Source organism: Flavobacterium sp. UBA4197 (genome assembly GCF_002379575.1).
Classification (GTDB): Bacteria; Bacteroidota; Bacteroidia; order Flavobacteriales; family Flavobacteriaceae; genus Flavobacterium; species Flavobacterium inviolabile.
On record NZ_DFUB01000011.1, the window covers coordinates 54,255 to 80,764 of the forward strand.

The 26,510-nt window shown below is 34.5% G+C and carries 22 protein-coding genes and 1 pseudogene; 5 read left to right on the forward strand and 18 right to left on the reverse strand.

All coding sequences use genetic code 11. The annotated features are described in order from the left end of the window. The 4 genes from B3394_RS06155 to B3394_RS06170 form a co-directional block, all read right to left on the reverse strand. The gene (locus tag B3394_RS06155; protein ID WP_177734438.1) at positions 1–1,248 is read right to left on the reverse strand and encodes a mechanosensitive ion channel family protein; all 1,248 of its coding nucleotides are present in this window, start codon (positions 1,246–1,248) and stop codon (positions 1–3) included. Positions 1,249–1,257: 9 nt separating this feature from the next. Then, positions 1,258–1,527 carry a DUF3817 domain-containing protein gene (locus B3394_RS06160; protein WP_177734439.1) on the reverse strand — a complete coding sequence of 90 codons (270 nt, stop codon included), beginning with the start codon at positions 1,525–1,527 and terminating at the stop codon, positions 1,258–1,260. 188 nt (positions 1,528–1,715) lie between these two features. Beyond that, positions 1,716–2,087, reverse strand: coding sequence for a hypothetical protein (locus B3394_RS06165; protein ID WP_177734440.1), 372 nt, complete (start codon positions 2,085–2,087; stop codon positions 1,716–1,718). A 224-nt stretch (positions 2,088–2,311) separates the two neighbouring features. Continuing rightward, positions 2,312–3,433, reverse strand: coding sequence for a hypothetical protein (locus B3394_RS06170; RefSeq protein WP_286914177.1), 1,122 nt, complete (start codon positions 3,431–3,433; stop codon positions 2,312–2,314). Between the two features lie 222 nt (positions 3,434–3,655). Between B3394_RS06170 and B3394_RS06175 the strand changes: the two genes are divergently transcribed. Beyond that, a complete protein-coding gene (locus B3394_RS06175; protein WP_177734442.1) occupies positions 3,656–4,093 on the forward strand; it encodes a DUF1801 domain-containing protein in 438 nt (145 codons plus the stop codon). 37 nt (positions 4,094–4,130) lie between these two features. On the opposite strand, the gene B3394_RS06180 is transcribed toward B3394_RS06175, so the two are convergent. Genes B3394_RS06180 through B3394_RS06190 form a run of 3 tightly spaced genes read right to left on the reverse strand, consistent with a single transcriptional unit; the run spans position 4,131 to position 6,991 of the window. Then, positions 4,131–4,961, reverse strand: coding sequence for an HNH endonuclease (locus tag B3394_RS06180; RefSeq protein WP_286914190.1), 831 nt, complete (start codon positions 4,959–4,961; stop codon positions 4,131–4,133). A gap of 2 nt (positions 4,962–4,963) precedes the next feature. After that, on the reverse strand, positions 4,964–6,811 hold the full coding sequence (locus B3394_RS06185) for an AAA family ATPase (RefSeq protein ID WP_286914193.1): 1,848 nt from the start codon (positions 6,809–6,811) through the stop codon (positions 4,964–4,966). Further along, on the reverse strand, positions 6,812–6,991 hold the full coding sequence (locus B3394_RS06190; RefSeq protein WP_286914194.1) for a hypothetical protein: 180 nt from the start codon (positions 6,989–6,991) through the stop codon (positions 6,812–6,814). Between the two features lie 307 nt (positions 6,992–7,298). Between B3394_RS06190 and B3394_RS06195 the strand changes: the two genes are divergently transcribed. Continuing rightward, the gene (locus tag B3394_RS06195; RefSeq protein WP_286914200.1) at positions 7,299–8,255 is read left to right on the forward strand and encodes a Fic family protein; all 957 of its coding nucleotides are present in this window, start codon (positions 7,299–7,301) and stop codon (positions 8,253–8,255) included. Positions 8,256–8,946: 691 nt separating this feature from the next. Here B3394_RS06195 and B3394_RS06200 read toward each other — a convergent pair. From B3394_RS06200 to B3394_RS06240, 9 genes and pseudogenes are all read right to left on the reverse strand, one after another. After that, positions 8,947–10,554 carry a DUF4209 domain-containing protein gene (locus tag B3394_RS06200; protein WP_286914203.1) on the reverse strand — a complete coding sequence of 536 codons (1,608 nt, stop codon included), beginning with the start codon at positions 10,552–10,554 and terminating at the stop codon, positions 8,947–8,949. Between the two features lie 31 nt (positions 10,555–10,585). Then, a complete protein-coding gene (locus B3394_RS06205; protein WP_286914206.1) occupies positions 10,586–12,007 on the reverse strand; it encodes a hypothetical protein in 1,422 nt (473 codons plus the stop codon). A 102-nt stretch (positions 12,008–12,109) separates the two neighbouring features. Beyond that, positions 12,110–15,517: a leucine-rich repeat domain-containing protein gene (locus B3394_RS06210; protein WP_286914209.1), complete on the reverse strand. Its 3,408-nt coding sequence runs from the start codon at positions 15,515–15,517 to the stop codon at positions 12,110–12,112. A 98-nt stretch (positions 15,518–15,615) separates the two neighbouring features. Next, positions 15,616–16,014, reverse strand: coding sequence for a hypothetical protein (locus tag B3394_RS06215; RefSeq protein WP_286914211.1), 399 nt, complete (start codon positions 16,012–16,014; stop codon positions 15,616–15,618). After that, positions 16,004–16,822, reverse strand: coding sequence for a hypothetical protein (locus B3394_RS06220; protein ID WP_286914217.1), 819 nt, complete (start codon positions 16,820–16,822; stop codon positions 16,004–16,006). Before B3394_RS06220 ends, B3394_RS06215 begins: the two co-directional genes overlap by 11 nt. 3 nt (positions 16,823–16,825) lie before the next feature. Then, the gene (locus B3394_RS06225) at positions 16,826–17,671 is read right to left on the reverse strand and encodes a toll/interleukin-1 receptor domain-containing protein (protein WP_286914222.1); all 846 of its coding nucleotides are present in this window, start codon (positions 17,669–17,671) and stop codon (positions 16,826–16,828) included. A 19-nt stretch (positions 17,672–17,690) separates the two neighbouring features. Then, positions 17,691–17,906, reverse strand: a pseudogene (locus B3394_RS06230) (XRE family transcriptional regulator); the annotation flags it as partial. 757 nt (positions 17,907–18,663) lie between these two features. After that, positions 18,664–19,389, reverse strand: coding sequence for a LytR/AlgR family response regulator transcription factor (locus B3394_RS06235; protein WP_286914224.1), 726 nt, complete (start codon positions 19,387–19,389; stop codon positions 18,664–18,666). Continuing rightward, positions 19,386–20,453 (reverse strand): sensor histidine kinase, encoded by a 1,068-nt coding sequence (locus tag B3394_RS06240; protein WP_286914228.1) that lies wholly within the window; start codon positions 20,451–20,453, stop codon positions 19,386–19,388. The genes B3394_RS06235 and B3394_RS06240 overlap by 4 nt, the downstream gene beginning before the upstream one ends. A gap of 219 nt (positions 20,454–20,672) precedes the next feature. Between B3394_RS06240 and B3394_RS06245 the strand changes: the two genes are divergently transcribed. Next, entirely contained in the window at positions 20,673–21,662 is a 990-nt protein-coding gene (locus B3394_RS06245; RefSeq protein WP_286914233.1) for a hypothetical protein, read from the forward strand. A gap of 22 nt (positions 21,663–21,684) precedes the next feature. Next, positions 21,685–21,894, forward strand: coding sequence for a hypothetical protein (locus B3394_RS06250; RefSeq protein ID WP_177734451.1), 210 nt, complete (start codon positions 21,685–21,687; stop codon positions 21,892–21,894). Here B3394_RS06250 and B3394_RS06255 read toward each other — a convergent pair. Both B3394_RS06255 and B3394_RS06260 read right to left on the reverse strand, forming a co-directional pair. Beyond that, entirely contained in the window at positions 21,891–23,111 is a 1,221-nt protein-coding gene (locus B3394_RS06255; protein ID WP_177734452.1) for an MFS transporter, read from the reverse strand. The two genes, B3394_RS06250 and B3394_RS06255, sit on opposite strands and share 4 nt — an antisense overlap. Positions 23,112–23,123: 12 nt before the next feature. Next, positions 23,124–23,558 (reverse strand): MarR family winged helix-turn-helix transcriptional regulator, encoded by a 435-nt coding sequence (locus B3394_RS06260; protein ID WP_286914246.1) that lies wholly within the window; start codon positions 23,556–23,558, stop codon positions 23,124–23,126. A 246-nt stretch (positions 23,559–23,804) separates the two neighbouring features. Between B3394_RS06260 and B3394_RS06265 the strand changes: the two genes are divergently transcribed. Further along, positions 23,805–26,489, forward strand: coding sequence for a reprolysin-like metallopeptidase (locus tag B3394_RS06265; protein ID WP_286914251.1), 2,685 nt, complete (start codon positions 23,805–23,807; stop codon positions 26,487–26,489). Positions 26,490–26,510 lie beyond the last annotated feature (21 nt).

Genomic DNA, 26,510 nt, shown 5'->3' on the forward strand with positions numbered 1-26,510 from the left:
TTATTCCCCTATATAATTTTTATTATTAGACGGTAATTCAAATATCTCCAAATCAAAATAGTCTACAGCGGCAATGATGTGGTCAAAAATATCGGCCATGATATGCTCATAATTGATCCATCTTTTATCGGATACGAAAGCGTATATTTCTATCGGAATACCTTTATCTGTAGGCTGTAAATGACGTACCATCAGGGTCATTTCCTTATTGATACCGGCATGACTTTCTATATAACTGGTCAGGTATTTACGGAACAATCCTAAATTTGTCAGGTTGCGGCCGTTAATTGCCAGTTCTTTATTGATGTTGTTATTGGTATTGTATTTTTCAATATCCGACTGCCTGTGTTCAATATAAGATGTAATCAGCTGAATCTTCTTAAAATGGTCTATTTCATTCGCATGAATAAAGCGGACACTGTTTTCTTTGATCAGGATATGACGTTTAATTCTTCTTCCATTTGAGTTCTGCATTCCTCTCCAGTTCCGGAACGAATCGGAGATAAGGCTGTAAGTAGGAACCGTTGTTGTGGTATTGTCAAAATTTTTGACTTTCACGGTAGCCAGGTTGATTTCAATAACATCACCGTCGGCTCCGAATTTATCAATCGTGATCCAGTCGCCAATACGAACCGTATCGTTAACGGTAACCTGAATACTGGCTACCAGACCCAATATGGTATCCTTGAAAATTAAGATGATAATCGCCGAAATAGCCCCAAAAGTCCCCAACAGCGTTTTGAAGTTGGTATCGAAAAGGATCAATACCAAATATGTAATAGCATAAACCCAAAGGATAATCATGATTACCTGGGTATAGCTGTCTATCGGTTTGTCGCTAAACTTGGGTTTTTCTTTCAGGTAGTCTTTCAGGGAGTTAAAGATACTTCGGATGATCCACAGCGAAAGGAAGACCATATAGGTTTTTACGCCTTTTCCGAAAAAGCTCTCCCAGTAGACAAAGTTTTTTAGGACAACCGGAACAACTTTACTGATAAAGTATAAAGGAACCAGATGGGCAACATATTTGGCTGTTTTATTGGCAACCAAAAAGTCGTCAAAACTCGATTTTGTTTTTTCTGCGATTATCGCCAGAATGATAATCAGTATTTTTTTAAAGATATAATCTAAAATATAAGCCACAACAACGAGGACAATTATATTAACTGCCAGGTTAAGATAACTTGCCGTAGTATCGCTGAAATCGAGATTTTTCAGGATTTTATATGCCCAATTAAAGATTTTCATATTTTAAAATTACAGAATTTTTTTCTCAATATAAAAAGTACCGAAAGGAATTACCGATGCAATACAAACCTGGAAGTATTTTTTAAACGACCAATTCTCTTCCATTTTCAGCATACTGGCAATTACAATATAACCGATAAACAGTAATCCGTGTGCCATTCCAACGAAACGAACCATTTCCGGTTTGTCATACATATATTTTAGAGGCATGGCCACAAACAACAGGAGCAGGAGGGATATCCCTTCCAGAAAAGCAATAATTTTAAAAAAACGTAACATCTGTGATTATTTAAGGGGTTGATTATAAACGAAATACCGGTTTTATTGAAAAGCCTTCAAAAAACGCTCAAAATTAGCCCAAAAGTAAGTTAGAAAAGAAGAAAATTCGTTAATTATTCACTAAAATACATAAAAAAACTGCACTTAAAAAAGTACAGTTTTAGCGTATTTTACAGGCTGTTTTTAGTTTAGAATGCTAAAAACGCTTTGTTATATTCTCTTAAATCAGAAATATTGTTTTTGTTTTTCAAATCTGCGAACAGGGAGATCAAATATTCCAAACTTTCTAAATCTGTTTCCTCTGCTTTCACATTTTCCGATTCCGTTTCCAACTCATCTTCTAAAGGTTCATCATCCGGGATCGTAATTAAAAATGCGCCGTTTTCTTCAACATGTTCGTAAGCTAAACGTATCGCTTTAACTAAAACCGGGTTTTGTTCTTCAAGAGCAAACTCCCGTAATTTTTTTAAATCTTCAATTAAAGTTTCGGCGTTGAATCCTTTTTTGAATAAATCAAGCTGGATTTTATTGATTAGTTTTTGTGCAGTTGGATTTTCCACAGTACTTATAATTTGAAATTAGTTGGATTTTTATTTTTAGGTATGCAAAAATAATCTTTTATTGTTTTTTTACTAATAAAAAGTGAGATTTTTTCATTTAAGAAATATTCCCGACCCTGATTTCAGCCTTAATCTTCCTGCATAATGATGAATACCCGTTTATTTAACTTTCCCGAAAATGTGCTTTACGGTAAAAGACTATAATTCAACCCTGAAAGCAAAAATTACCGGATTACTTTCTTCAACTGCATTTGTATGGTATCCTTATACAGCACCATATTCCATTGCATCGTACTGCCGTTGAATTTGTTAATCTGCACCGGAATAGTATCCGGCTGGGCAGGATTGCGTTCGTAAGCGATAACCTGTAAGCTGTTTTTAGTATCGTCATACTGATAGCGCATTAATACCGAAGTACTGTCTACATACACATGCGGATTCGGGCTGTAGTATATTTTACCACGTTCCTCAATGTAAACCACTTTCCAGGCGGAAGTGTCTTTCTCCCATGCATTTTCAGCAATCTTCTTTCCGTTGCGCATCATGCTATCCACTTTCCACTTTCCAAAATATTTATCGGAAAGATGAACATCATAGCGATAGTACATGATAAATACCAAAGGAATCACTATACACAGCACCCGTACGACAGCCCGAAGTGCTTTATTTCCTACAGCCGGCGATGGGTTTTTATATTTCGTAAACAAGGCTATTATGGCATCTTTTCGCTCCAATAGCAAATAGCATAAGCCTAAAGTCATTAGCATTGAAGTAAAAGTTGTAATCGGTCCGATCCCATAAAAGATGTTGATCAATACAATATTAAAAAGTACCGGCAGCAGTGTTGCCACACCTAATAATACCGTACGTCTGAACAATAAAAAAATACTTCCTGCAATCTGAAAAATACCAACAATTGCGGCAAGACCATAGGTAGATCCGTAATACTTCCAGGTCAGTTCCGTTCCGGTCAAGGTATTAACCAGGGCGTCTTCCAGATGACTTGCAAATGCAAAATTGACCTCAAACAATTTTTCAAATCCAAATATCATGATATGGAATGCCAGCCAATAGCGCAATAACACTGTCAGCCAGATGCGGTATTTCTGAGAATTAATTTTCCCTTTTTTAGCTTTATAATGCCAGTAAATTGAAAAACCAACCGAAAACAGAATCGCAATGAGCAACATCGATAATCCAACAGGAATGATCCGTGCTGCCCATTTTGCAGGCAAAAGGGGAGCGATTGTATAAATAACAGAATTGATAGCTCCTACGATAGCTAAAAGGCATAAAAAGAATTTTAAAAACCAATTGGAGTGTTCTTGTGTTTCTGTTGAAATCATCCTATTTTTTTTGTTAATATTCGATACTATAACGGGTTAATTGTATAATTATTTCATCTTTTTTAAATATTTGCCTCCGCAATAGTAAAACCGGAGCGCTATTTCCAGACAGCAGGATGCCGGATAAAATTTAGTTCCGGGAATACCTTCTATAATCTGGATCTATTTGTTTAGTTTTGTATGTATAAGTACATTTTCAGGCAGTATTAAAATTTAAACGTTATGGCAAAAAACAAAACAACCTATACAGCGGTTAATGTGGTTGATTTTATCAACGCTTATGTCGATAATGAACAAAAGAAAGCCGACAGCTTCCGCTTAATTGAATTAATGTCGGAATGGTCGGGATTTGAACCCAAAATGTGGGGTCCAACAATCATTGGATTCGGTAATTACCATTATAAATATGCCAGCGGACATGAAGGTGATGCGCCACTTATTGGCTTTTCACCACGAAAGGCAGCCTTTTCGTTATATGTGTTTTCGCCAACGGAGGAAAACAAGCATCTATTGGACAATCTTGGCAAATATAAAATCTCAAAAGCCTGTATCTATATCAAAAAGCTATCCGACATTAATATTCCCGCTTTAAAAGAAATATGCGAAGATAGTTTTAAATACCTTAATGAACATCATGAATGTGCGTGCAGGGAGAAGTAGGGGAATACGGAACTCTAAAAGATTTGTATAAAATGGATCATTCTAAAAATCCTGCCTCCGTTAGAAACCGGTTCGAATCAGATAGAGCAGTTCTTAGTACAGCCCTCCAATAATTACGTCCTTTACTGGCCTTCATATTTATTGCCTCCTGTTGTAAATTTTCCTGAATTTGCACACGTGTCAATCTTCCTAAAGATGGCGTTATGGCATTTAACACATCAATTATTTCACTATTACTCCTTTGCTTGTACCTGTCCAATAAAAGAAGCGTTTCAAAATGATTGACAATTACCGAGCGAATATTTACGGGTATTTGGGCGCTATCAATTGAAAAAACAGCTTGCGGTACGTTGTCGATATAAACTATATCACACCTCAAATAGTCAACATCGGGTAAAATGTCATAGTAGTAGTTTATGATTTTCCGGTTACCTGCAAACAGCCATTCTTCCCCTTTTTTGGTATTGCACTTAGCACAACAAGGAATTAAATTAATAGAAAGTGCCGAAAATTCCGGAAAATCACTCTTGGGCAAATAATGGTCAAATGTTTCAGGTTCTCCAATATTACAATATTGGCATTCTGCCCGCAGTAGTATATTTTGCCTGTCTTTGATTCGTGCTTTTAAAGCTGATAAATTATTGGACTTTCCATAACATCCCTGAAGAAAATTACTATGAGGCGCTGTAAATGGAGATGCCGGTATGGTCTCTAAATTATTCGGAATCGTACGATCAGTATAATCCGTAATTCGAACCAGTATATTGGGGCGTATTGCCTGAAGCGGTATCCGTTGGATTTCTCTTTTATTATTTACAATACTGTCCCAATACTCAATTTTCCTGGTTAACGGAATTAAATTTTTCATAATTAATAAAGGGATTGTAAATAGATTTTAGCACTTAAACTAAGCGGTAAACTTTCTTTTTCGAACATTTCAATAATTTTACTGTAGCTGTTACTTTTTGAAAGCTTGGTTAAGAACTCCCGGTAATATTCATCATGACTATTTGTATGAAATATTCTTTCGGTGATCGTGTTGAGATTTTCACCAAATGTCTCAATATCCAATCCCCGTATGCTGGGAATGTTTTCCAGCCGTTCAATAACAATTATATCTTTTGCCGGTACTTCCTGTATGATTTGAGGGGAGTGAGTGGATATAATGGCATAGGAATTGTATTCTTTAAGTATGCGATTAATAACATTTACAAAAAGAGAAATACTATTAGGATGCAAATGTGTTTCCGGTTCATCAAATAACAGTAATGATTCTGTTGTAATATAGGCCAGGACTTCAGCAAGCATCAGTATCATAACTATCTGACCTGAACTATACTTAGAATATCCACCCTCACTATAAAGAGTGAACTCGTTTTTATTTAATTCGATAAAATCTTTATCCAGGATATCCAAAGCAATATCATCCGATAATACAATTGCTATGTATTTACCAAACAAATGCATTCTTTCTGATTTTTCAAGAATTCCCAATGCTTTTTTTAACCGGGCATTCACCTGATTATCTGTAAGAAAGCCTCTGCCACTTTGAAAACCACAATAATAATAACTATAGGTTTTTGTTTGTTTTGGCCGGGGAAACCTGTCGAACAGACTATAGGAAATGGCGATTACACGGCTAAACGGCGGCAGATATTGGGTAGAAAAATTTCCTTGTTTTTCATATCCACTTAAGGTTGAGGCCAGTTTTGCAATATATTGTGTTTTGCCGGTTCCGTTCTTACCAATTAAGACTTTGATTCTAAAAGGGAGATCTTCTTTTTCAGAATAATCAAATTTTATAGCGTGTTTTTCTATTGCCCCGCTAATCTGTGTTGAAAAAGTAAAGCAAAGGGTATTATCCGTTTCCAACCCATTATAAATCTTATATCCTTCATGAAGTGCTTTTTGGGCTTCACTGCTTCTGATTAAAGATGTCTTGAATCCCTTTTCATGCTCAAATGATTCCACCAGACCTTTATTAATTGCTAAATCATTAATGGCGTCCAGATAGTAGTGAGCAGCTTCTTTATTTAAGCTTTCCCGAAGATTTAAATAATAGTGGTTTGATTGCCCAAGTGAGCAAATATTATGATCATCAAGCGACGTAAAGGTATTGGGTAACTCCCCATTATCTTTTACCTTATTTAAAAATTTTGTGGCGCCAATGTATGTCCGTTCTTTGAGAGAATCATAATAATACACTTCATATTGTGTTTGATATCCGAAGTCATTCCATTTGTCTTTTGTTAAAATAAAACAAGGGTATAAATAATGCTCTTTTTCAGATTCTCCACTCAAGTAAAACAGAAATTCTCCTGACTTAACAGAAAGTTTATCATTTTTGAAGATCGCTTTGATGGTTCCAATATTATTGATTCTTGAAATAGTAGAACGATAGGCACCTTTATTTTTAATGATAAACGGTTCGATACTTTGATCCCATCTGACTTTTAAAGTTCGTCCGTTTTTTAAATTTTCAAGAACAGTTCCTATGGCATGAATTTCAAGGATTGAAATCATCTCACCGTTTTCTTTTTTTGTATATGTAGTTTTTGCGGCTATCCTTGAACCGACAGCAACCGTATTAACTCTCTCTAAATATTTATCTTCAAAACCATTTTCCCAGATGCCCTCTTCGATAAAACGTGGTAATTGATTTTTAATTTCAGCTTCTTTCCATGTAAAACCGACACCGTAATATTGTACTTTATCCATTTATATTGGGTAAAAAAGTTCTTCGGATTGTTTTTGTTTGGGAAGAGCGACTTTTTTCTGATTACAATCACCGCCCAACTCGTAGCTCAGGGCTTCCTGCCAGATGTCGGGCATTCCATAGAAACATTTGATATTTAGATCTTTGGATATTTTATTATGCAGCATATCAGTATATATCATAAATTTCAAATATAATATTTTCAGTCAAATCCGTAACTATTATTTTTAAAATCACCTGTTTTATGATACAAAATATCATTAAAAAATTTAGCAAGACAGGTGATTTGTCTTATATCTGAACCCAAAAACTTCCACAAACAGGCAAACTTACTGCCTAACATTCTTTGAGAGGAGAAAGCCTGACCAACCAATAAACAGCCGAAAAAAGGGCAGGGGACACGCCATAATAATCATCTTTAATTCTTTTAACGTACATAGATTATAAAATAAACCCTACCTTTGATAATATCAAATGATACTATCAAACATGAAACCACCCTATACAATTACGGATAAAGTTTTAGTATTAGTAGCTTCCATTTCAGAAAAAATAGGAGAAATTAACGCCTCTCATCTCTATAAACCGGCAACAGAATTAAGAAAGAAAAACCGAATTAAAACCATTCAGTCTTCATTAGAAATCGAGGGTAATACTCTGACCGAAGAACAAATTACGGCCTTATTAGAAAACAAAAGGGTCATTGCACCACAAAAAGATATTTTAGAGGTTCAGAATGCTATAAAAGTATATGAACAACTCCGCCAATTCAATCCCTATCAATTAAAAGACCTCGTAAAAGCACACTCAGTTCTAATGAACGGATTAATTGACAATGCCGGTAAATTAAGAACGACCAATGTTGGAATCGTAAAAGGCTCAAAAGTAGAACATATCGCTCCAAACGGAACAATGGTAAATGGATTAATGAAAGACCTTTTTGATTATCTAAAAAAGGACAATGATTTAATCCTGATTAAAAGCTGTGTCTTTCATTATGAATTTGAATTTATCCATCCATTTACAGACGGAAACGGAAGAATGGGCAGGCTCTGGCAAACCCTAATCCTCATGCAACAATATCCCGTTTTCGAATACCTACCTGTCGAATCACTCATTAAGCAAAAACAAAACGAATATTATAACAAGTTGTCCGAATCCGACAAAAAAGGAAACTCAACACCTTTTATCGAATTCATGCTTGGCATTATTTCAGAATCATTAGATGGGCTTCTGCAATCCCAATCCGTAACCCTTCACACAGAAGACAGAATCCGCCTGTTCAAAGACAAAATCGGCAAAAACAAATTCAGCCGAAAAGACTATATGCAAAGCTTTAAAAACATATCTGCACCAACAGCAAGCCGGGATTTAAAATGGGCAACCGAGCAAGACGTTTTATATAAATTTGGAACATTAAGATTAACCGAATATCAATTTAAATAAGAAACAAACCGATTCCTGACCAACCAATAAGCAACCGAAAAAGGGCAGGGGACACGCCATAATAATAACTAATGTTCATAAAAAAAAGACAGCCTATAGACGTGAGTAGCAAACCGAGTGGCGGAAGCCACAAAGAGTACCAACTTTAAAAAAGATTTTCTTTAGGGTGTGACCCTATGGATCGGGCTATACGCTACAAGTCCTCGCTCGTGCCTCGCTGTGGGCTTTTTGCTGCTATCCCTCACGCAAGTTCTGCATAAAATAGAGTAGGGAACTCAACCGAATAAAGATGAGTATGTTCTATATTATTAAGAAATACTATTTTTATATTTTTCTAAAGATTGTGACGATTTTGAAAAAATGAACATTTCCGAGGTCTTTGCCATAGCATCATTTAACTGATTTACATAATCAATATCCGTTATAATTTCTTCTGATATAGAATTGCTATCTACATGAAAATCAAATATTATGGCAAGATTTGGAGACAATGGATAATATAAATTAAACTCACAGGTTTATATTGGTTGATCTGAGGTTATAAACTCTTGAGATGTTTCATTTTTTATAAGAGAATAAATTCTATCCTTATCAAAACAAAACTTTCTTAAATATTCACGCCAAACGTAATGTTGCTTTTTGGTTGTCATAAATAATGTATAACTTATAGTCTATTAATGATGTTAAGTGATTATATCCTGAAATATTCGTCAGTTTGTTTTATCATTTTTAGGGTTATCCACCATAGATAAATACCGTAATAACCCATTTCGAATGGAGAAATTAAACCATGACAAACCTTGTTTCTATAGTTAATACCAGCACCATCAACTAAAAAGCTATTTAATTCTAATAATAAATCTCTATCACAGATGTCATCTAGCATTTTACCGTTTTGGTCTGTACCTAATATACTACCTAAAGTATTATCATTTTGAATGTCATCCGAAAGTCTTACAGTATTTCTATTGTTAAGTTCTGCAATGTGTTTCAAACTATTTTCAATTTGAGGAATAAGCAAGTGTGATGATAATATAAAATTATTTTGGAAACCACTATAAATACCCTCAATAAATAAATACTGTCTATCATTAGGAATGAACGGACTTTCACATCTAACAATCATTTCTGCGACCAGATTTTTTGATATTTGTTTGTCAAAATCCATAATATGTTTGACTTCTTTGATTATTGAAATTATAGTATTTCTATAATGTCCTCTCGCAAAGTTTAAATCGTGATTTTCAGTATCAGATATTCCGCTTACAGTACCTTTACTCGTATAATATACATTTTCTTGAAAAAACTGTTGCCAGAAATGTTCTTTATCTTGTTTTTCGAAAATCTTTTTAGAATTAGCTAAATCAAAGATTGGAAGTGATAATAGAAAATTAAACCCACTATTAAATTTTTTTATATTTTGGGTTGTTACTAGTTCAGGAATATTTAATCTGGTTTCAACCTCAATGCCAATATTCCTAAGCATTTCAATATGTATCTTTTGTTCTTTTTTTATTTTTTGCTCAAGTCTGGTTTTGAAACTTTCATCTACTGCAACACCTTTTATTCGCTTTAAAGCATCAATATATAAGCTTAAGATATTAGGATAGTAGGTATTTGGTTCTTTTTGTAATACATAATGATCCGCTTCTTCTTCAAAAGACAGTGCAGTTTGTATTTTGAATTGATTGTTATCAAAATGTTTTAATTTGTTTAAAGCTTTAACATAAATTCGAGCCGGATTAAATTGTTTTTTTTCAAGGCTTTGTTCTAATTGAAAAATAAAATAGTCTATCAGTTTACTTGAAGAAGTTTCTTGAATTAGAAATAGTGAAGAATCTAATAACTTTAATTGATAGTATGCCGATTCTAAGCTAGTCAGTATTAGTAATGTTTTTTGCTCTAATTGAGGTAGGTTTTGCGTGAAAACAGACTTTACTTTTCGCACCAACTCTAAAGCACGAATCATATATTTCAAATCATCGGTTTTTTCATATATTTCAATATAAAACTTTACTGATTCTTTGATACAACTCAATTTATCCGGATTTCCAAGAATGAACTTTATATCATTAATTCTGGCTAATACTTCAATATTTTCAGTTTGTAGTTCCGGTACATTAAAATTAGCTTCTTTTAAAAGATTATTAAAAGCATCATCAGTTAGTTCGCTACTGACAAGTTCATACAGATTTTTTATCTCATTATCTGCGGAATTGTTTCTTGAAATTTTAGACAATTCATATGCTAATTCATTCGAGTATTTATCTTTTATAATTTCGTTTATCTGTTCAGTCATTTATAAATACTTTATTTAAAAGTGGGAAGAGTTAGATTAGCTCAAAATATTCCTCATCTGTTCCATTTTTGAGAAACTTTTCCAAATATTTAGCCTGATTGTATACATATCCATTATAGCCAATCGCTTTTAGGATTAGTTTGCTTATCAATGTAAATAGTTTTGCAGAAACATAGTTCATATAAAGATCTATATCCTTATTGTCTCTATTTTCATCCGTAACTAACAGTATATTTCCGTGTAAAAGGTCATTACGATGTTCTATAATTAAAACATCTCTAAGGGTAAGGTTTATACCCAATTGCTTAAATGGTCTTGTTAGTTTTTCGTTATTTGTGAGATGTTGTTTATTTACAGGTTTGTTAATCTCTTTGATTCTTAGTTTGAGTTTCTGAATCGCTTCATCGCCTAAATGTTCACTATTATTATCAATTACGTCCTGAAGTTCTTCGAGTATTTTATTTTTTAATTCTTTATTTGTTATTGGTGATTCCAAGCCTGTTTCTTCAACGCTTAAATGTTTTGAAAGTTGTTCAATAATAACAGCAAAAGAGCTTGGGATTAGTAATAGTGAGCGTACTGAAGTTGCCTCCAAAATAACCAGAATAGCCACAGAAAACTCAGGTTCTGTATGTATTTTGTTTACTAGATTAGATAAGTTATCAGAGGATATTCTTGTTAGCTTACCCCAGAAACGGTCTGCAATTTTTTCCTCAATATCTAAATAAGAGTAAGGATTTGTAGTAATGGGACTATACATCCCTTTAATTGTAGGTCTGATGTAGTTTGAGTAATATAGTTTGCCTGAGTTGTCAAATACATATTCTTCATCTCCAACCATTAATTTAGTAATAAAGCTAATAGCTTGTTTAATGGAAAAACATACTTCGGAAAAGTCTTCGAGAGTTTGTTCTTCTAGACATTCAAAAACATAAAAACCTTTTTCTCCATCCTTAAGTTGAGTAAGATCATAGGTTTTGTCATTAAGCTCTATCCGAAGACAGTCATAAAAATAATTACGTCCATTTCTTTGATGTGTTACTGTCTGAAATTGGTCGTGAAATGTTTTTATTTCACTTAAGTCAACAATATAGAAAGCTTTAAATATGCTCTTTTTATTAAAGCCTTTCGTTTCAAAACTATTTATATCTAATCTTGTAGTAAATTCAGGAGATTTACCTATTTTGAGTGAAGTGCCATTGCATGTATTTCCAATCTTCTTTATTTCATAAGTTTCGTTATCCAACATAAAAGTTAATGGAGCATTTTCTTTAGTTAACTCAGTATCAATACTAAGATTAAATATTGCTCCATTTTTAGATAGGTAAGCATTTATATTTTCATTCCCAACTATTTTAATACCACACTTATCAAAAGAATTTATTTCCTTAATAAAATTTAGTTCACTATCGAAGCTTTTATTGTTTTCTATTCGTTTCGTAGAAGTATTCATTTAAATACATCAATTTTTGTCTGAGATTTACACTGATTAAAGACTATATAATATTATTATAGATATAAGTGGCAGAGCCACAAATTAGATTAGCTTATGGGATCATTCTAATAATTTAATGATCCCTAGCACGGCATTTTTAAATGCTAAATCAATATTGGATGAAGTTGTTAAAACTTGAGCTTTAGGTGGTGTGGTGTTGTAAGCTCCTAATGGAGACCCTTCCCAATAACAATCTCTTACAATAATTGGAACGACTTTTACTTTTTCAGGATTTTCATTTTCTCTCTCAATAGCTCTCTTTATCTCTATATCCCAAATATAATCAGTAGCTAAAAAGTCATCACTTACTAAAAACAATATAATATCAGCTTCTTCTAATTCATTTTTAATTTTGCCGTCCCATTTTTCTCCTGGAATGAGTTGCCTGCAATTCCAAGTATCAATAGTTCCATTTCTTTTTAAGACACTCAAATGATTTTCCAATTTGACCAGATAAGATGTATCTTCTTTTGAATATGAGATAAATATTTTTTTCATTTTTAAAGGTTGTTTTAGATATTGTTTGAATTGCTTCAAATCATAGTATTTTTCTTCATAATGAAAAACCCAATTTTCATTATCTTCTGCTTTATGAATGATGGAAATTGGGATGAAATTTTCACCATCAATTGTCACTGTTTTAGTTACATCCTTATCAATACATATTTCTTCCAATGTTTTTATGACATCATCAGAAAATTGAGTATTTCTAGAATTTTCTAATCTATAAACATCTATATAAGCCTTTTCATTAGTATCATCAACATTACAAAATTTCATGAGTACAATTTCATGAGTCTCAATATCTTTTAATACAACTCCATTTTTCCAATATAAATATGATTCACTATTATTTGTATCTTTTAAAACAGCCTTTCCATGTTTTTGAAAAAATTCCAAGATAACATGTTTATGTATAAAACTGTTGAAAATAAACTTACAGATCGGTTTTTGAAAAGTACTAAGGAAGATTTTTACGCTTTTTGGAGGTTCTGATGGCAAATATAAGGGAGCAATATAATAATCAACATCTGATGGGTGTTCAAAAATCATTTTGAAATGACTCATGATGTTAATGATCATTTGACATTCACTATCAAAATTATTTTTTTCTAAAGTATTTTTAATGTAATCTTTACTGAACCTACCGTTTAGATTATTTAGACCAGAAAGAACATCATATATTTTCTTAAGAATCTCTTTTTGATTCAAAAATACGTAATCCTTTAGTTTTTCATTTTCAGGAAAATATAAAATTAACCCTATATTATTTAAATATTGTGCAAAACTAATTGTATCAGTATCATTAAAAAGTACTTGTTTTATTAAATTTCTATTCCCTTTATTTACCTCAGGAATGGTTTTAATTTTATTGTTACAGTATTCTTTAAATTTTATAAGAGATATTTTCTTGTCGAAAGAAACTCCATTTTCAATTTCTTTTTTCAAGAATCCCCATGTTCCCAAAAATTCTCTATTGAATAAAGAGACTTTATCTAGTAATTCAAACAGAATATCTTTAGAGTTCTCCATGCCTCTTTGTGTTTTTACAGAAAGAGAAGTATACTCGAAAATTTTTGGATAAGACTTTTTTAAATTAAATTCATCAAGAAATCTCAAGTCATTTGCATTATCTATTTTGTTCTGTGCTACAAGTATGTTAGGGACATCATCTAATTCTCTACCAATATTTTCTGTAGATTGAATTACCTTATTAGTCCAATTTTCCCCAGCACTTATACTATTTTTAATATCAAAATCTCGTTCATTCAAAATTTCTATAATCCTTTTTTCATCAACAGAAATCTTTTTATTCTTTGTGTGATAGTCTATAGAATTAAGCCAATACTCTAAAGGAAAACATTCTACTTTATTTGTTTGTAAACTGTCATCTGCTTGTCTCTGTTCTATTGAAATATTTCCATATTTATTTGATTGTTCGTTCCAAAGTAATAAATAAGCTGTCTGTTTTGTGAAAAACAAATAATGGGTGTCATGATAATATTCCTGACCGCCAAAATCAAAAATCCTTATATTATACGATTGATTCTTATGTTTTGTTGACCAGGGTTTTACCTCCATCCAATGCGTACTTGAAATAGTACTATTCCAATTTCCGGTTATGAAATATTCTATAAGAGTAGACTTGCCCGCATCACTATTGCCTACTAAAACTAATTTAATATCACGATTTATATATGGTTTTATTCTTATATTTTGTTCTGCTTGATATTGTTTAAAATATGCTAATACATATTCATTTCCTTGAGAAATAATTTCTAGTGGTGGATTTGATAGAGGATTTTTGTTTAGATTGATTGTGTGTTTTTGCCATCTAGAATCATTAATTTCAACTTTTTTTATAAGTTCTTGAATAGGTAATAAAGTTTTTATTTTATTTGAGTGAAGATCAACGGTATCAATTCTTGGGAATTTATTAAGAAAAGAAATGTTAGAGATAGAATTATTACTAAGATAAAGTTCTATTATTTTTTCAAAATATGATGTTGCTGTTATTGAAGTAATTCTATTGTTATTTAAATGCAATATTTCAATCTGTCTAAGTTTGTTCAGATTAATATTTCCCGTAATTAAATTATTACTTACATTAAGATATTTTAACTTGCTTAGTTTATTAAATACTGAAAAATTTCTTATTCTCCATCTATTCCAAAAACTATTTTTCTTGCTTTTCCAATCACCTCCAATAATGAGCTCTTCTAACTTTCGAAGTTTAGAAAATTCAGGTGGGACATGAAATATATTGTTTGGTAAATTATCATTTTTACTAGTCTCCCTATCCCAACCTTGGTCATAAATAGCCCATTCGTTACTTAATATCAACCTTTTTAAATGAGTACATTTATATAGTAAAGGAAATCTAGATAGATCAGTAATTCCACAGTTACCAAGATTCAGAATTTCTTTTTTTGTTTGTAGGTTATCTTCAATCTTGTTTTTTACATTTGACCATAAAGCATCAAACCATTCAACAACATCTCCATTTCTATTTATCGAAATGTATTGTGGAGGATACACAATCGGGTTGTTGACAGCATGCAAATACAAATCATTTCTTAATTGATCATATATAGGACTAATGTCATAAATTCTATTATTTGCTATATTTAAATATCGGAGTGTTGTTAACTGCTTAAGAATAGAAATATCTTCAATTTTATTATAACTGACATCCAGATATTCAAGTTCTTTTAAGTGAGATAAAGCTTCTATATTATTGATACTATTGCCTCTTAAATATAGTTCTCTTAATGTTTTAATGGATTTTAACGGATTCAAAGAGGTAATCTCACAGTTATTAAGATTTATCTCTATTATATTATTTTTTTTATCAATTTTATATGATTGAGGCTGTTTTGTAATGTCTTGAAAATCATAGATTTTTTTTAAATTCAAATTGTATTTTTTCTCAATACTAATTATAATTTTAGGTTTGATATTGTCCATTTTATTAATTGCTACAGTTACATTTTAATGCAAATAGTGAGTATTTGTTTTGTTGAGGTAATCATTTAAATGTATTAATTGAAAGAAGTACTTCAATTCTATATTAAAAACATAATAATTAGAGTTACAAGAATCATAAAAATGTATAATGGAAAAATGGATGACGAAAACATTGATGATAATGTGCTACAATCTGCTTGGTTATATGCATCAGTATTCATTGAAAAATCTATATCATCTTCTCCTTTTTGTCTAACATCATCATATAGTTTTCTGTATTTTCTTTCCATTTTCAAAAAGTAACCATTTAAATACCAAAATACTGGAATTGCAAAATATGACAATAAAATATAGTTCTTATTTGAGTCTTTCTCTGCTAAGGCAAATAATGCAGAAACAATAGTTATAACCCATCCTTTGACTATAAATGAATTTGTACTCATTCGAGTTATAGTATTCTGTATAAATTCCAGATGTTTTAGTTTATTATCGTTCATTTGACAAGAATTTTTTATTTAATGGATGTTGTGCATATAAATCATCTAACGATTTTTCAGGGCTTTCACTAAATTTTGATGTACTTAACCACTTTACTAAATCTTTTAAATTTATTTTAGTTAAATGCGAAAGCTCTACGGTATAATCTATTAATAATTGCTGTTGTTCATTTTCATTTAGCATTTTCATTTCATTTGATGAAAATACTTTAACCCTTTGTTCCAATCGTTTAGGCGTTTTTTTTTGAATAATTATTGAAGTATTGATTTCTGAAAAAATCCAAGGGGAATTAGTCTTATTATTAATTTCATTAGAAGTGACGATAGAATTTGGAGTATTTAGGAACATAATACACTCACAATTGTCAATCATTCTGTTTAAAGAATTAGAAAGCATCATATGCACATGCGCTGTAGAATAATTTCTTTTCAGGTAGTTATAACTACCATCACTGTTCTTGCAATATTTATCATCGAGCTGTTTTAATAAATCATCCGAATATCCCCAAACAGCTGAATCGATAAAAGTATCAATTTTAAAAGCTTCACGAAAAAGACCTGCAAGAAAAAAAGCTATTTTTTCATCCTTATGTAAATGAGATAAAAACATATGTGCTTTTACTTCAGGAAACCACTCATTTATAATTTGATCACCATCCAGTTGTTTATTATTTAATAAATAATCATCTAATGTGCTTTTTACTTTTAGCTTTGTTTTTTTTAATATATTTTCACCTATATTAATAAACTCATCTATTTTATTAAATTCATCTATGCTTGGTAGTGATAAATTAAAACCTCTAAACATATTTTAGTATTTTTTAATCATATCAAAAATTTTCAAAACATCACTAATTGGTAATAGGTTTGATTTGAACTTTTCACCAAGTGTTGTGGTGACAATCGCTTCAATGGTTGTTTCAGGAGGTAATTTGTCAAATATTTCTTTTGTTCCTCTTTTAAGATTATAATTGACATTTACTACTTGGCCATGTTCTAGTTTGTTTGGAAAATCTACGGGTGCAAGTTTATCAAATAGATAGAAGCTATCTGACCCAATTTCTTCAACAGTTTGACTTAGCTTAAAATACGGTTCGTTAAAATATCTGTTCTTTCTAATTGTATTAGTTATTGAAACGCCTATAGCGCAACCATGAACACCATACATTTCACTCATTAATACATTTGCACTTAAATAAATTCTACCATCATTTTCTTGTAATTTTTCTGCAATAGGAATACTTGGCTCTTTTCCTAATTTTTTTATAATTAGGCTTGCAAAATCCTCTGGTCTGGTGCTTCTTAAGTCAATAAATCCTAAACTAGGCCTAATACCGTCAATTTCTGTATCATCGAACTTTGCTGGCAAAATATATTCACCATTTGTTTCTATGGCTCTAGATATTGCTGTTTTTATTTCGTGATTTGTCCATATTTTATTTTTATAATTTTCCGATATAAACGGAACACAATATTTTGCACCTTTTCTATAAACAAAATCAAAATGAACAGCTAGGTCTTTTCCCCACAAATCAACTTCTTCAAATTTATCATAAAAGACTTTGATTCCTTTGTCAACTAATATTTTAGCAACTTGTTCAACATATTCTCTATCTTCTCCTGCAAAAGAGAATGTAACATCATATTTATAGTCCATATACTTTATTCTTATATATCTCGTCAAAATTCTCAATAGCTTCGGTAGGCACTTTCAGGATTTTAGCCACCTGTTCTAAAATATCCTTTTCTACAGATTCTTTTTGCTCGAGGAGAGAGATTTTCTTTTGGTTCCAGTCTTCGTCCAGCTCAAAAGCTAAGGCATCCTGCTTGGTGCCGAGCATTTCACAGAAACGCTTGATGTTTCGGCCTTGATATATTTTCTTATTTGGCATATCAGCATATCATAAATTCCAAATATAATATTTTTAGTAATATACGTGAATATTATTTTTAATATCAGACATTTTTACTCTAAAAATCATTAATAAATCTAGACAAACCATGCAATTTGTATTATTAAACTACTATAAGCAAAGATAAACTACCAGGAGTGTACATAATTACGGTTTACCATAATACATAAAAACAAAAAAATAGCCATAGCATTCACAATCCTAAAGTCACATAAATACTTAAATAACTGCATCAACGCAATTTAACTTTAAAGAGAAGAACCTACTATATTATGTCAAATAGAATAAAAACTATTCCAAATAACAAAGGAGTATTGGGCAGACAGATTAATACTGATTTTTTCTTTGATTTAGCACCAACATAAATGAACCGATTAATCAGACCATAAACCTAAGCATAGAAAAAAACGTATACGTTTTTTATACACCAGCAAACCACACAAAAAATAAAATTTAGTTTTCCTGAGCGTTATAAAAAATAGCAAAGGGCAACAGGCAAAAGGCAATTTGAAAAAATTAATTTTACTGGCCAACAAACAGAAGCGCTGTATAATAGACCAACTAATCACAGCACAAAATATTCAGAATACCGGACTATTCTCCTAAAATTACTATTCTATATTTTGAACTATAATATACATTATGTAAAATATAAAATAAAATATACGCTACTTTTAATAATGCTTTGCTCAAATCCTGCTGCTTATAAGTTTTAGCCTATATCCTTTCCGGTTGCCTATAACTCACTTCCCAAAGTCCCTTTGGAATAATTATCAAAGAAATCCTTCCGGAATATTTCCCCAAGCGGAATTTCAAACTCACCAATATAAATGGTATGATTATCAAAAGAATCAATATGATCCATATTTACAATATACGATTTACTAACACGGATCATTTTTTTGGTGGCAATCTTCTGATGCACCGTTTTTAAATTCATTGCCGTGATCAGCTTTTGTTTATTTGTATGGATAACAATATAATCCTTAAGTCCTTCAATAAACCGTATTTCCTGGAAAGGAACCTTATAATAACGTCGGTCCGATTTAATCAGCAAAAAATCGGTTGTATTGCCCTCAATGGTATTTTTTACAGTTTCTGCCGACAGCAGTTTTTTGTACGCAACTGCTTTATTCACTGCTTTTTCCAACCGTTCTTTTTCCAAAGGTTTCAGTAAATAATCAATCGCATCCAGTTCATAACTTTTTAGGGCATATTGCGGATACGCCGTTGTAAATATTATTAAGGTTTCTTTGGGTAACTGTGCGGCAAATTCCAGTCCGGTTACCTGTGGCAGGTGTATGTCCAGAAATATCAGGTCAACCGGGCTCTGCTTCATAAAATCCAATGCCGTTAACGCATTCGAAAACGATCCGATAACCTGAATGGATCCAATATCGCTAACTATGGACAGCACACCTTCTCTTGCCAGCGGTTCATCATCTACTATAATGCAATTCATATTGGAATCGTTAAATTTAAAATATATTCCTCTGCCGTTACCGCAATATCCAGGCTGTAGTTATTCCGGTACAGTAATTCCAGTCGCCGTTGTATATTCGCGAGCCCCAATCCGCTGCTCTTTGGCTCCGGTATATCAGGGCTGTTCTTCTTCGAATTGATACATTTGAAATGTATTTTTTTATTTTCGGCGGCTATACTGATGTTAATATAAGAATCCCCGCCGGTAATATCAATACTGTGTTTAACCGCATTCTCAACAAAGGTTGTAAACAAATTCGGAGGCAGGTAAATATGCTGCATATCCTGTTCCGCTACAGCAATACTAAATTGAAAATTATCCCTTCTTATTTTTTCAAGATTCAGAAAATTGGACAAAAAACGGACTTCTGAAGCTAACGAAGTCTGTTCTTCATTGTTTTCATATAGCTGGTAGCGCAAAAATTCCGATAGCTTAAAAATAACCACCGAAGCCTTTTCCGGATCATTTTTAATCAGCACATTCACATTATTAAGCATGTTGAATAAAAAATGAGGATTTATCTGGTTCTTTAACTCATTCAGCTCCATATTTAAGGTGATATTCCGGAGGTCGGCCATCCTCTCGGTGTCCAGAATCCAGCGTTGCAGCAGCTTGATCGTGGTCGATATTAAAATTACCGAACAAACAATAAAAGTCCATCTAAAGGTTTCCGCATTAATCAGTAACATCTTATAATCACCCGCCACATGATACCTGTTTAGAAAGACATTTAAGATATAGCCCATCAGTCGCAATCCCAATATCACCATGATCAGGAGCAGTATTATATAAACCAGATAATTCGCCCGGAAGAAAAACCGCGGGAGCAACAGGTACATATTGATATAAAACATTCCGATAAGAACCGCATAAATAAAAACCATGCCGGTGTACCGGTATTCATCAAGCCGGTCGTTGGTATAAAAAAAGACCAGGAAGAACCCTGCCAGGAATATAAAATGCCTTAAAAGCCGGTAACGGTCATCAACCAGCAAATTGATGAGCTGCCTGTTTTTAAAATTACCCGAAATACTGTTGATCATACTCGCTTACCATAATTTACTGCCACAAAAATAGCCCTTATCTGTGTTGACAGCCGTTAAATTATACAAAACATCCTTTTTATTATACTAAATCGAGATTTGGTATAATAAGTAACGGTGTTTGTATAAAAACCCGGATTGGCATAGTCCTTAGAATTTTCTTTGCGGAAAGTTTTTGAGATCATCCGGTTTCAAAGCATTACTAATCTAACGTAAACAATGGGAATCCTAAAGAAAAAAGTGTTGGTTATTACCGTTTTAATGCTGTCAAAAGTAAGTTATTCGCAAACAAAGGACAGTATTCCGAAAAAAGTTGTGGCCTATGTGGCCGATAAGTTTCCGGCAACCCGTGCTTTCAATATAGAATACAGCCAGCTTACCCCCTATGATTATACCTCAAACCTGTCCGGTACAGCATTACCCGAAACAACGGTAAAAAACCTGAACCAGACCAAAATAGACGGTAACATCAATTTTATTACGAAAAACAGATGGATCCTGGGTGCTGCATTCAATTACAGGTATAGCGCCGCTTCCACAGAAACCGACACTCCTTCCGGTTTGGTGAGCAGTCAGCATGACTTCCATTACCATGCTACCACTCTTAACTTTACGCATATTTCAAGACTTTGGAACAAAACAGTCATTTATTCAAGCGGACTAACCGTGGACGGAAGCGACAAACATTTTGAAAGAGTTAAAGGAATGCTCACCGGAATCGTGATCCTCAAAGCAAATGTGCAGACAAAAATGAGTGCGGGCTTATCGCTGATGATCGATCCCAATTCGCAATTTCCGGTTATAGCGTCTTTCTCGTATGAGCATAAATTTTCCAACGGTTGGATGGCAGACGTTTTCCTGCCGCAGAAAGTCTATTTAAGAAAACTCCTTTTTAACGATGGAAGACTTTCTTTCGGAAGTGAATTGGCCGTAACCTCTTTTTACCTGTACAACTTTAACAACAGTCCCCAAAAGCATGTCTTTCAACAGCTTGAAATCAATTCCGGTGCGATGTACGAACACTATTTCGGCAGCACATTTGTCGGCACATTGAAAACCGGCTTAAAAACCATTCCAACCAGCAGGATATTCAAAAAAAACGAATCTCCGAACGATTATATTTTTAAAGCAAATCCCCAATCCTCTTTTTATGTCAGTATCGGACTGTCCTTTAATCCGTTTCATAAAATAAAAAAAGGAAGAAATTAACAGCATACCTATTTTAAGCAAAATGATTAAGGTTTTTAAAACTACAGTACACCATCAAAACGATGCCAAAGCAATAGTAGCTTCCCTTTTAACCAGATATCCGGGCTACCGGATCAATTTTGATCTGCAGGACTGCGATCGTATTCTAAGAATTGAAGGCAGCCCGTTTGCCGCAACGGAAATAACCGTTTTTTTGAAGTGTCTGGGATATTTGTGCGTTGAACTCCATTAAATCTGTATGGATTTCGTTTGCAGTCTGGTTTTGTTATTCCAGTAAAAAACAGCCAGGATTACAATACCCAATACCCCTTCAAAGGCCAGTGTTCTTTCCAGACCGATTTTTTCGGCCATAAACCCGATCAGCAAACTTCCGATGGGCAATATTCCCTGGAATGCCATGATGTAATAACTGATCGCCCTGCCCCGCATTTCCGGTAAAGCGTGCGTCTGGATATAGGTATTGATCGAAGAAGTCTGGATCATCAGTCCCAAAGCCGCCATGATCGTAAAAAAGATGGCTACCGATAATTTAGATGAAAATGCCAGCGACAACAACCCTATCGAAAGGATCATCGTAGCCACCAGTATCGTATTGGCCAGCGCCTTACCCGGTTTTATAGTCGTCATATATAAAGCACCGGCCAGCGCTCCTATCCCACCCGCACTCTCAAACCAGCTGAACGTTACCGCATTGCCATGAAAAAGATCCCTGGCGATAACCGGCAATAAGGTTGTAAACGGTATTAAAAGCAAACTGGAACTGGTTAGCAGCAATATTAAGGACAACAGATCCGGTGATGTTTTCAGGTAAGTATAGCCGTCTTTCAGTTCGGTCCAGGTATCGGCTTTTCGTTTGGGCAGCGGTCTTTTATCCAGCTGCATCGCCATTAAACAGCCCAAAACAACAATAAAGCTTATAAAATTGATAAAAAAACAGGCAAATTCACCAATAGTACTCAGGATAAAACCGGCAAAGGCAGGTCCCAGTAACCGGGCGATATTAAAAGCCGATGAATTTAAGGCTATGGCATTGGGCAAATCGTCTTTATCCGGAACAATCTCCGCCATCATTGCCTGACGCGCCGTAGTGTCAAATGAGGTAATGATTCCCTGGGCAAGGCTCAGTACACAAATGATCACAATATTATAAAACTGAAACCAAACCAGTATCGCCAGTACCAGAGCCTGCAGCATTAACAGGAACTGGGTCACTTTCACAATACTGTAACGGTTATGTCTGTCGGCAAAACTTCCGGCATAAGGCGAAAGGAATAAAGACGGTATCAGGCTCAAAAAGGTTACAAAGCCCAGTAAAGTAGCCGAATCCGTTAACCGGTAAACCAGCCAGCTGATCGCTACGCGCTGCATCCATGTCCCGATAAGGGAAATGATCTGACCGCTGATATGTAATCTGAAATTACGAAATCGAAAAGCTCTTAAATAGGTCATCTTCTTCCGGCATTATTTGTTGTATTCAGACAGTCTTTTAAGTAACACTAAGGATTCCGCTATCGTGGCTCTTTCCGCTTCATCAAAAAGGGAGTCAATAGCCGCTACAAGCCATTGATTGCGCTGTTCCCATATTTCATCCAGAATTTTATTCCCTTTCGGAGTCAGTGAAAGGGCTGTTTTTCGTTTATCGTCTTTATCAATTGTTTTTACAAGACAGCCATCGGCGTGCAGCCTTTGGATAACCTGCGAAATGGCCTGCGCAGAAACGCGTTCCAATTGGGCTAATTCAGAGGGCAATAAAGAACCGTGTTCATGCAGCAGCCCCATCGTTAAAAGATCTACGTGGGAATAAGCAGTATTCGAGCTTTGTTGTCGGAGATTGCGAACCAGGCGGGTTGAAACGGTTCTCAGATCGGAAGCCATTTCAATAAGGGGTGTTTTCATAAGTAGTAAAGAAAATTTATTAATTTACTTTGTAAAGTTACTTTACTATTTTTATACGGGCAACTTTATGACTATACTTTAACTTTTTTACAACACTTCAACTTTCAACAATAAAAGTGCTCTTTAACCCAATAAACAGCATTTTAATCGTAAATATCTCTTTAAAATCAAACATTTCACAATTATTCTGTCAAAAAATTGTATTTTTACCTATCCAACTAAATTAATCTCTAAAACTCTAAATGAATGAAAAAACAGCTACTCTTTGTTGCGATTGCATTTTGTGCGTTCGCTTCATCTTATGGGCAAAGTTCATTATGGACTAAAGTTAGTCAGGAAAAAATCAGGATGTACGAGAAAATGGAACGCAGTTCTCAGCCTCAGAAATTCGAATTGTTTTCCCTTGATCTGGCCGCTTTAAAATCAAAACTGCAAACGGCACCATCCAGACAAAATTTTAATGGATTATCCAATGTTATTGTCGCCTTCCCGAATCCGGACGGAAAACTCGAAAACTATCGCGTTTACGAATCACCGATAATGGATCCGGCATTGGCCGCCAAATATCCGGACATTAAATCCTATATCGGTAAAGGAATTGACGATCCTACCGCTACGATTAATTTCAGTGTTACGCTTTTTGGTCTGCATACCATGACGTTGTCCGGAAAAACAGGAACCTCATATATTGATACCTATACCAAAGACCTGAATAATTATATTGTTTATCCGAGAGAAGGACTGGTAACCAACCGTTCTTTCAGCTGTATGGTTCAGGACGATCACGAACAGGTTTCCGGTAAAATAATACAGGATGCTTCCCTTGCCCTTGCCAGCGACGGAAACTACCGTGTGTATCGTCTGGCTATGGCGTGTACCATTGAATATGCGGCCTATCATGTGAATGCAGCAGGCGTTAGCAGCGGCACACTGGCTCAGAAAAAAGCAGCCGTTTTGGCCGCAATGAACGTTACGATGACCCGTGTAAACGGTTTGTATGAAAGAGATATGTCGCTGCACATGAACCTGGTTGCGAATAACGACCTTATTATTTTTATTGACAGTGACAATTTTTCCAATGACAATGCCAATACTTTAATCAATGAGAGCCAGACTGTTATTGATGCCAATATCGGACTGGCCAACTACGATATCGGGCATACGGTAAGTACCGGTGGCGGTGGTCTGGCGCAGTTAAATTCGCCATGTACAACCAGCAAAGCCAGAGGAATTACCGGTTCTCCGGCTCCTGTTGGCGATCCGTACGATATTGACTATGTAGCACACGAAATGGGACACCAATTCGGGGCAACCCACACCTTTAACAACTCTTGCGGCGGAAACAGATCGGCCGGAACAGCTGTTGAGCCGGGCAGTGGAAACACCATTATGGGATATGCCGGAATCTGTCCGCCGGATGTTCAGAGCAATTCTGATGCACACTTTCACGCCGTGAGTCTTGCGCAAATGCAGACTTTTGTTAACGGAACAGGAAGCTGTGCGGTAACAACCAGCAACGGAAATGCTGCTCCAGTGGTGAATGCCGGTGCCGATTTTACGATTCCATACGGAACGGCGTTTATACTTAAAGGAAGTGCAACCGATACTGCCGGTGAAGCTTTAACCTACTGCTGGGAACAAACCGACACGCAAATATCGACACAGCCGCCGGTAGCAACCGCAACATCAGGACCAAACTTCAGATCCTTACCGCCGGCTACTTCTCCCAACCGTTATATGCCAAACTTCCAGAGCGTTTTGGCCGGCAACCTGATCCCTACCTGGGAAGTGGTGCCAAGTGCTGCCAGAACAATGAATTTTGCCTTAACTGTTAGAGATAATAAAACACCAAACGGAGGACAAACCGGACGTGATAATACCGTGATCACTTTTGCAAACACCGGACCTTTCCGAATCACATCGCCAAATGTTGAAAATGTTTCCTGGACTCAGGGAACATCGCAAACCATTACCTGGGATGTTGCCGGAACAACCGTAAACGGAATCAATACCGCTAACGTGAACATCCTGTTATCAACCGATAACGGGGCTACTTTTACAACATTGGTGGCTAACACTCCAAATGACGGTTCGGAAGCAATTACCGTTCCCAATATAGCCGCTCCATACTGTAGAATCATGGTTGAAGCTGTAGGAAATATATTTTATGCCGTGTCAAAAAGTGTTGCTATCGGCTATACAATTTCAAACACCTGCCAGACGTTCAGCAACAATACCGTTGTGAACATTCCGGACGGACCAAATCCTAATACTGCGACACCGGGACCAACGTTAACATCTACAATCAATGTTCCTGTTACACAAACCATTACCGATGTGAATGTAAACGTAAACGTGACCCACACCTGGATCAGGGATTTGGTTTCGAAAGTGAAACACCCGGACGGAACAGAAGTTATCTTAGGAAACAGAATCTGTAACGATCAGGATGGTTATAACATTACTTTCAACGACGGTTCTCCGAACATCGTTTGTACAGCACCAATCACCAGCGGTACCTATGCTCCTAATCAGCCTTTGGCAGCTTTAAACACTAAAGCAACCAACGGAAACTGGCAGTTATTGATTAACGACTATTTCCAGGGCGATACAGGAACGTTAAACTCCTGGTCGGTTGAAGTTTGTTTCCAGACAGCAACCTTAGGAACAGAAAGTTTCGGTTTACAGGATTTTGCGATCTATCCAAACCCGAATAACGGAAACTTCAATGTACAGTTCCGATCTGCTTCAAGCAATGAGATCAGAGTAAACGTACACGATATCAGAGGAAGGGAAATTTTCAGTAAAGCCTATCAGAACACCGGTTTGTTCGATCAGCATTTACAGTTAAAAAACACCCAGTCCGGTATTTATTTAGTGACCGTTCAGGATGGCGACAGAAAAGAAGTCAGAAAGATTATCATCAACTAATTGAGTCGTCCTAAAATAGGT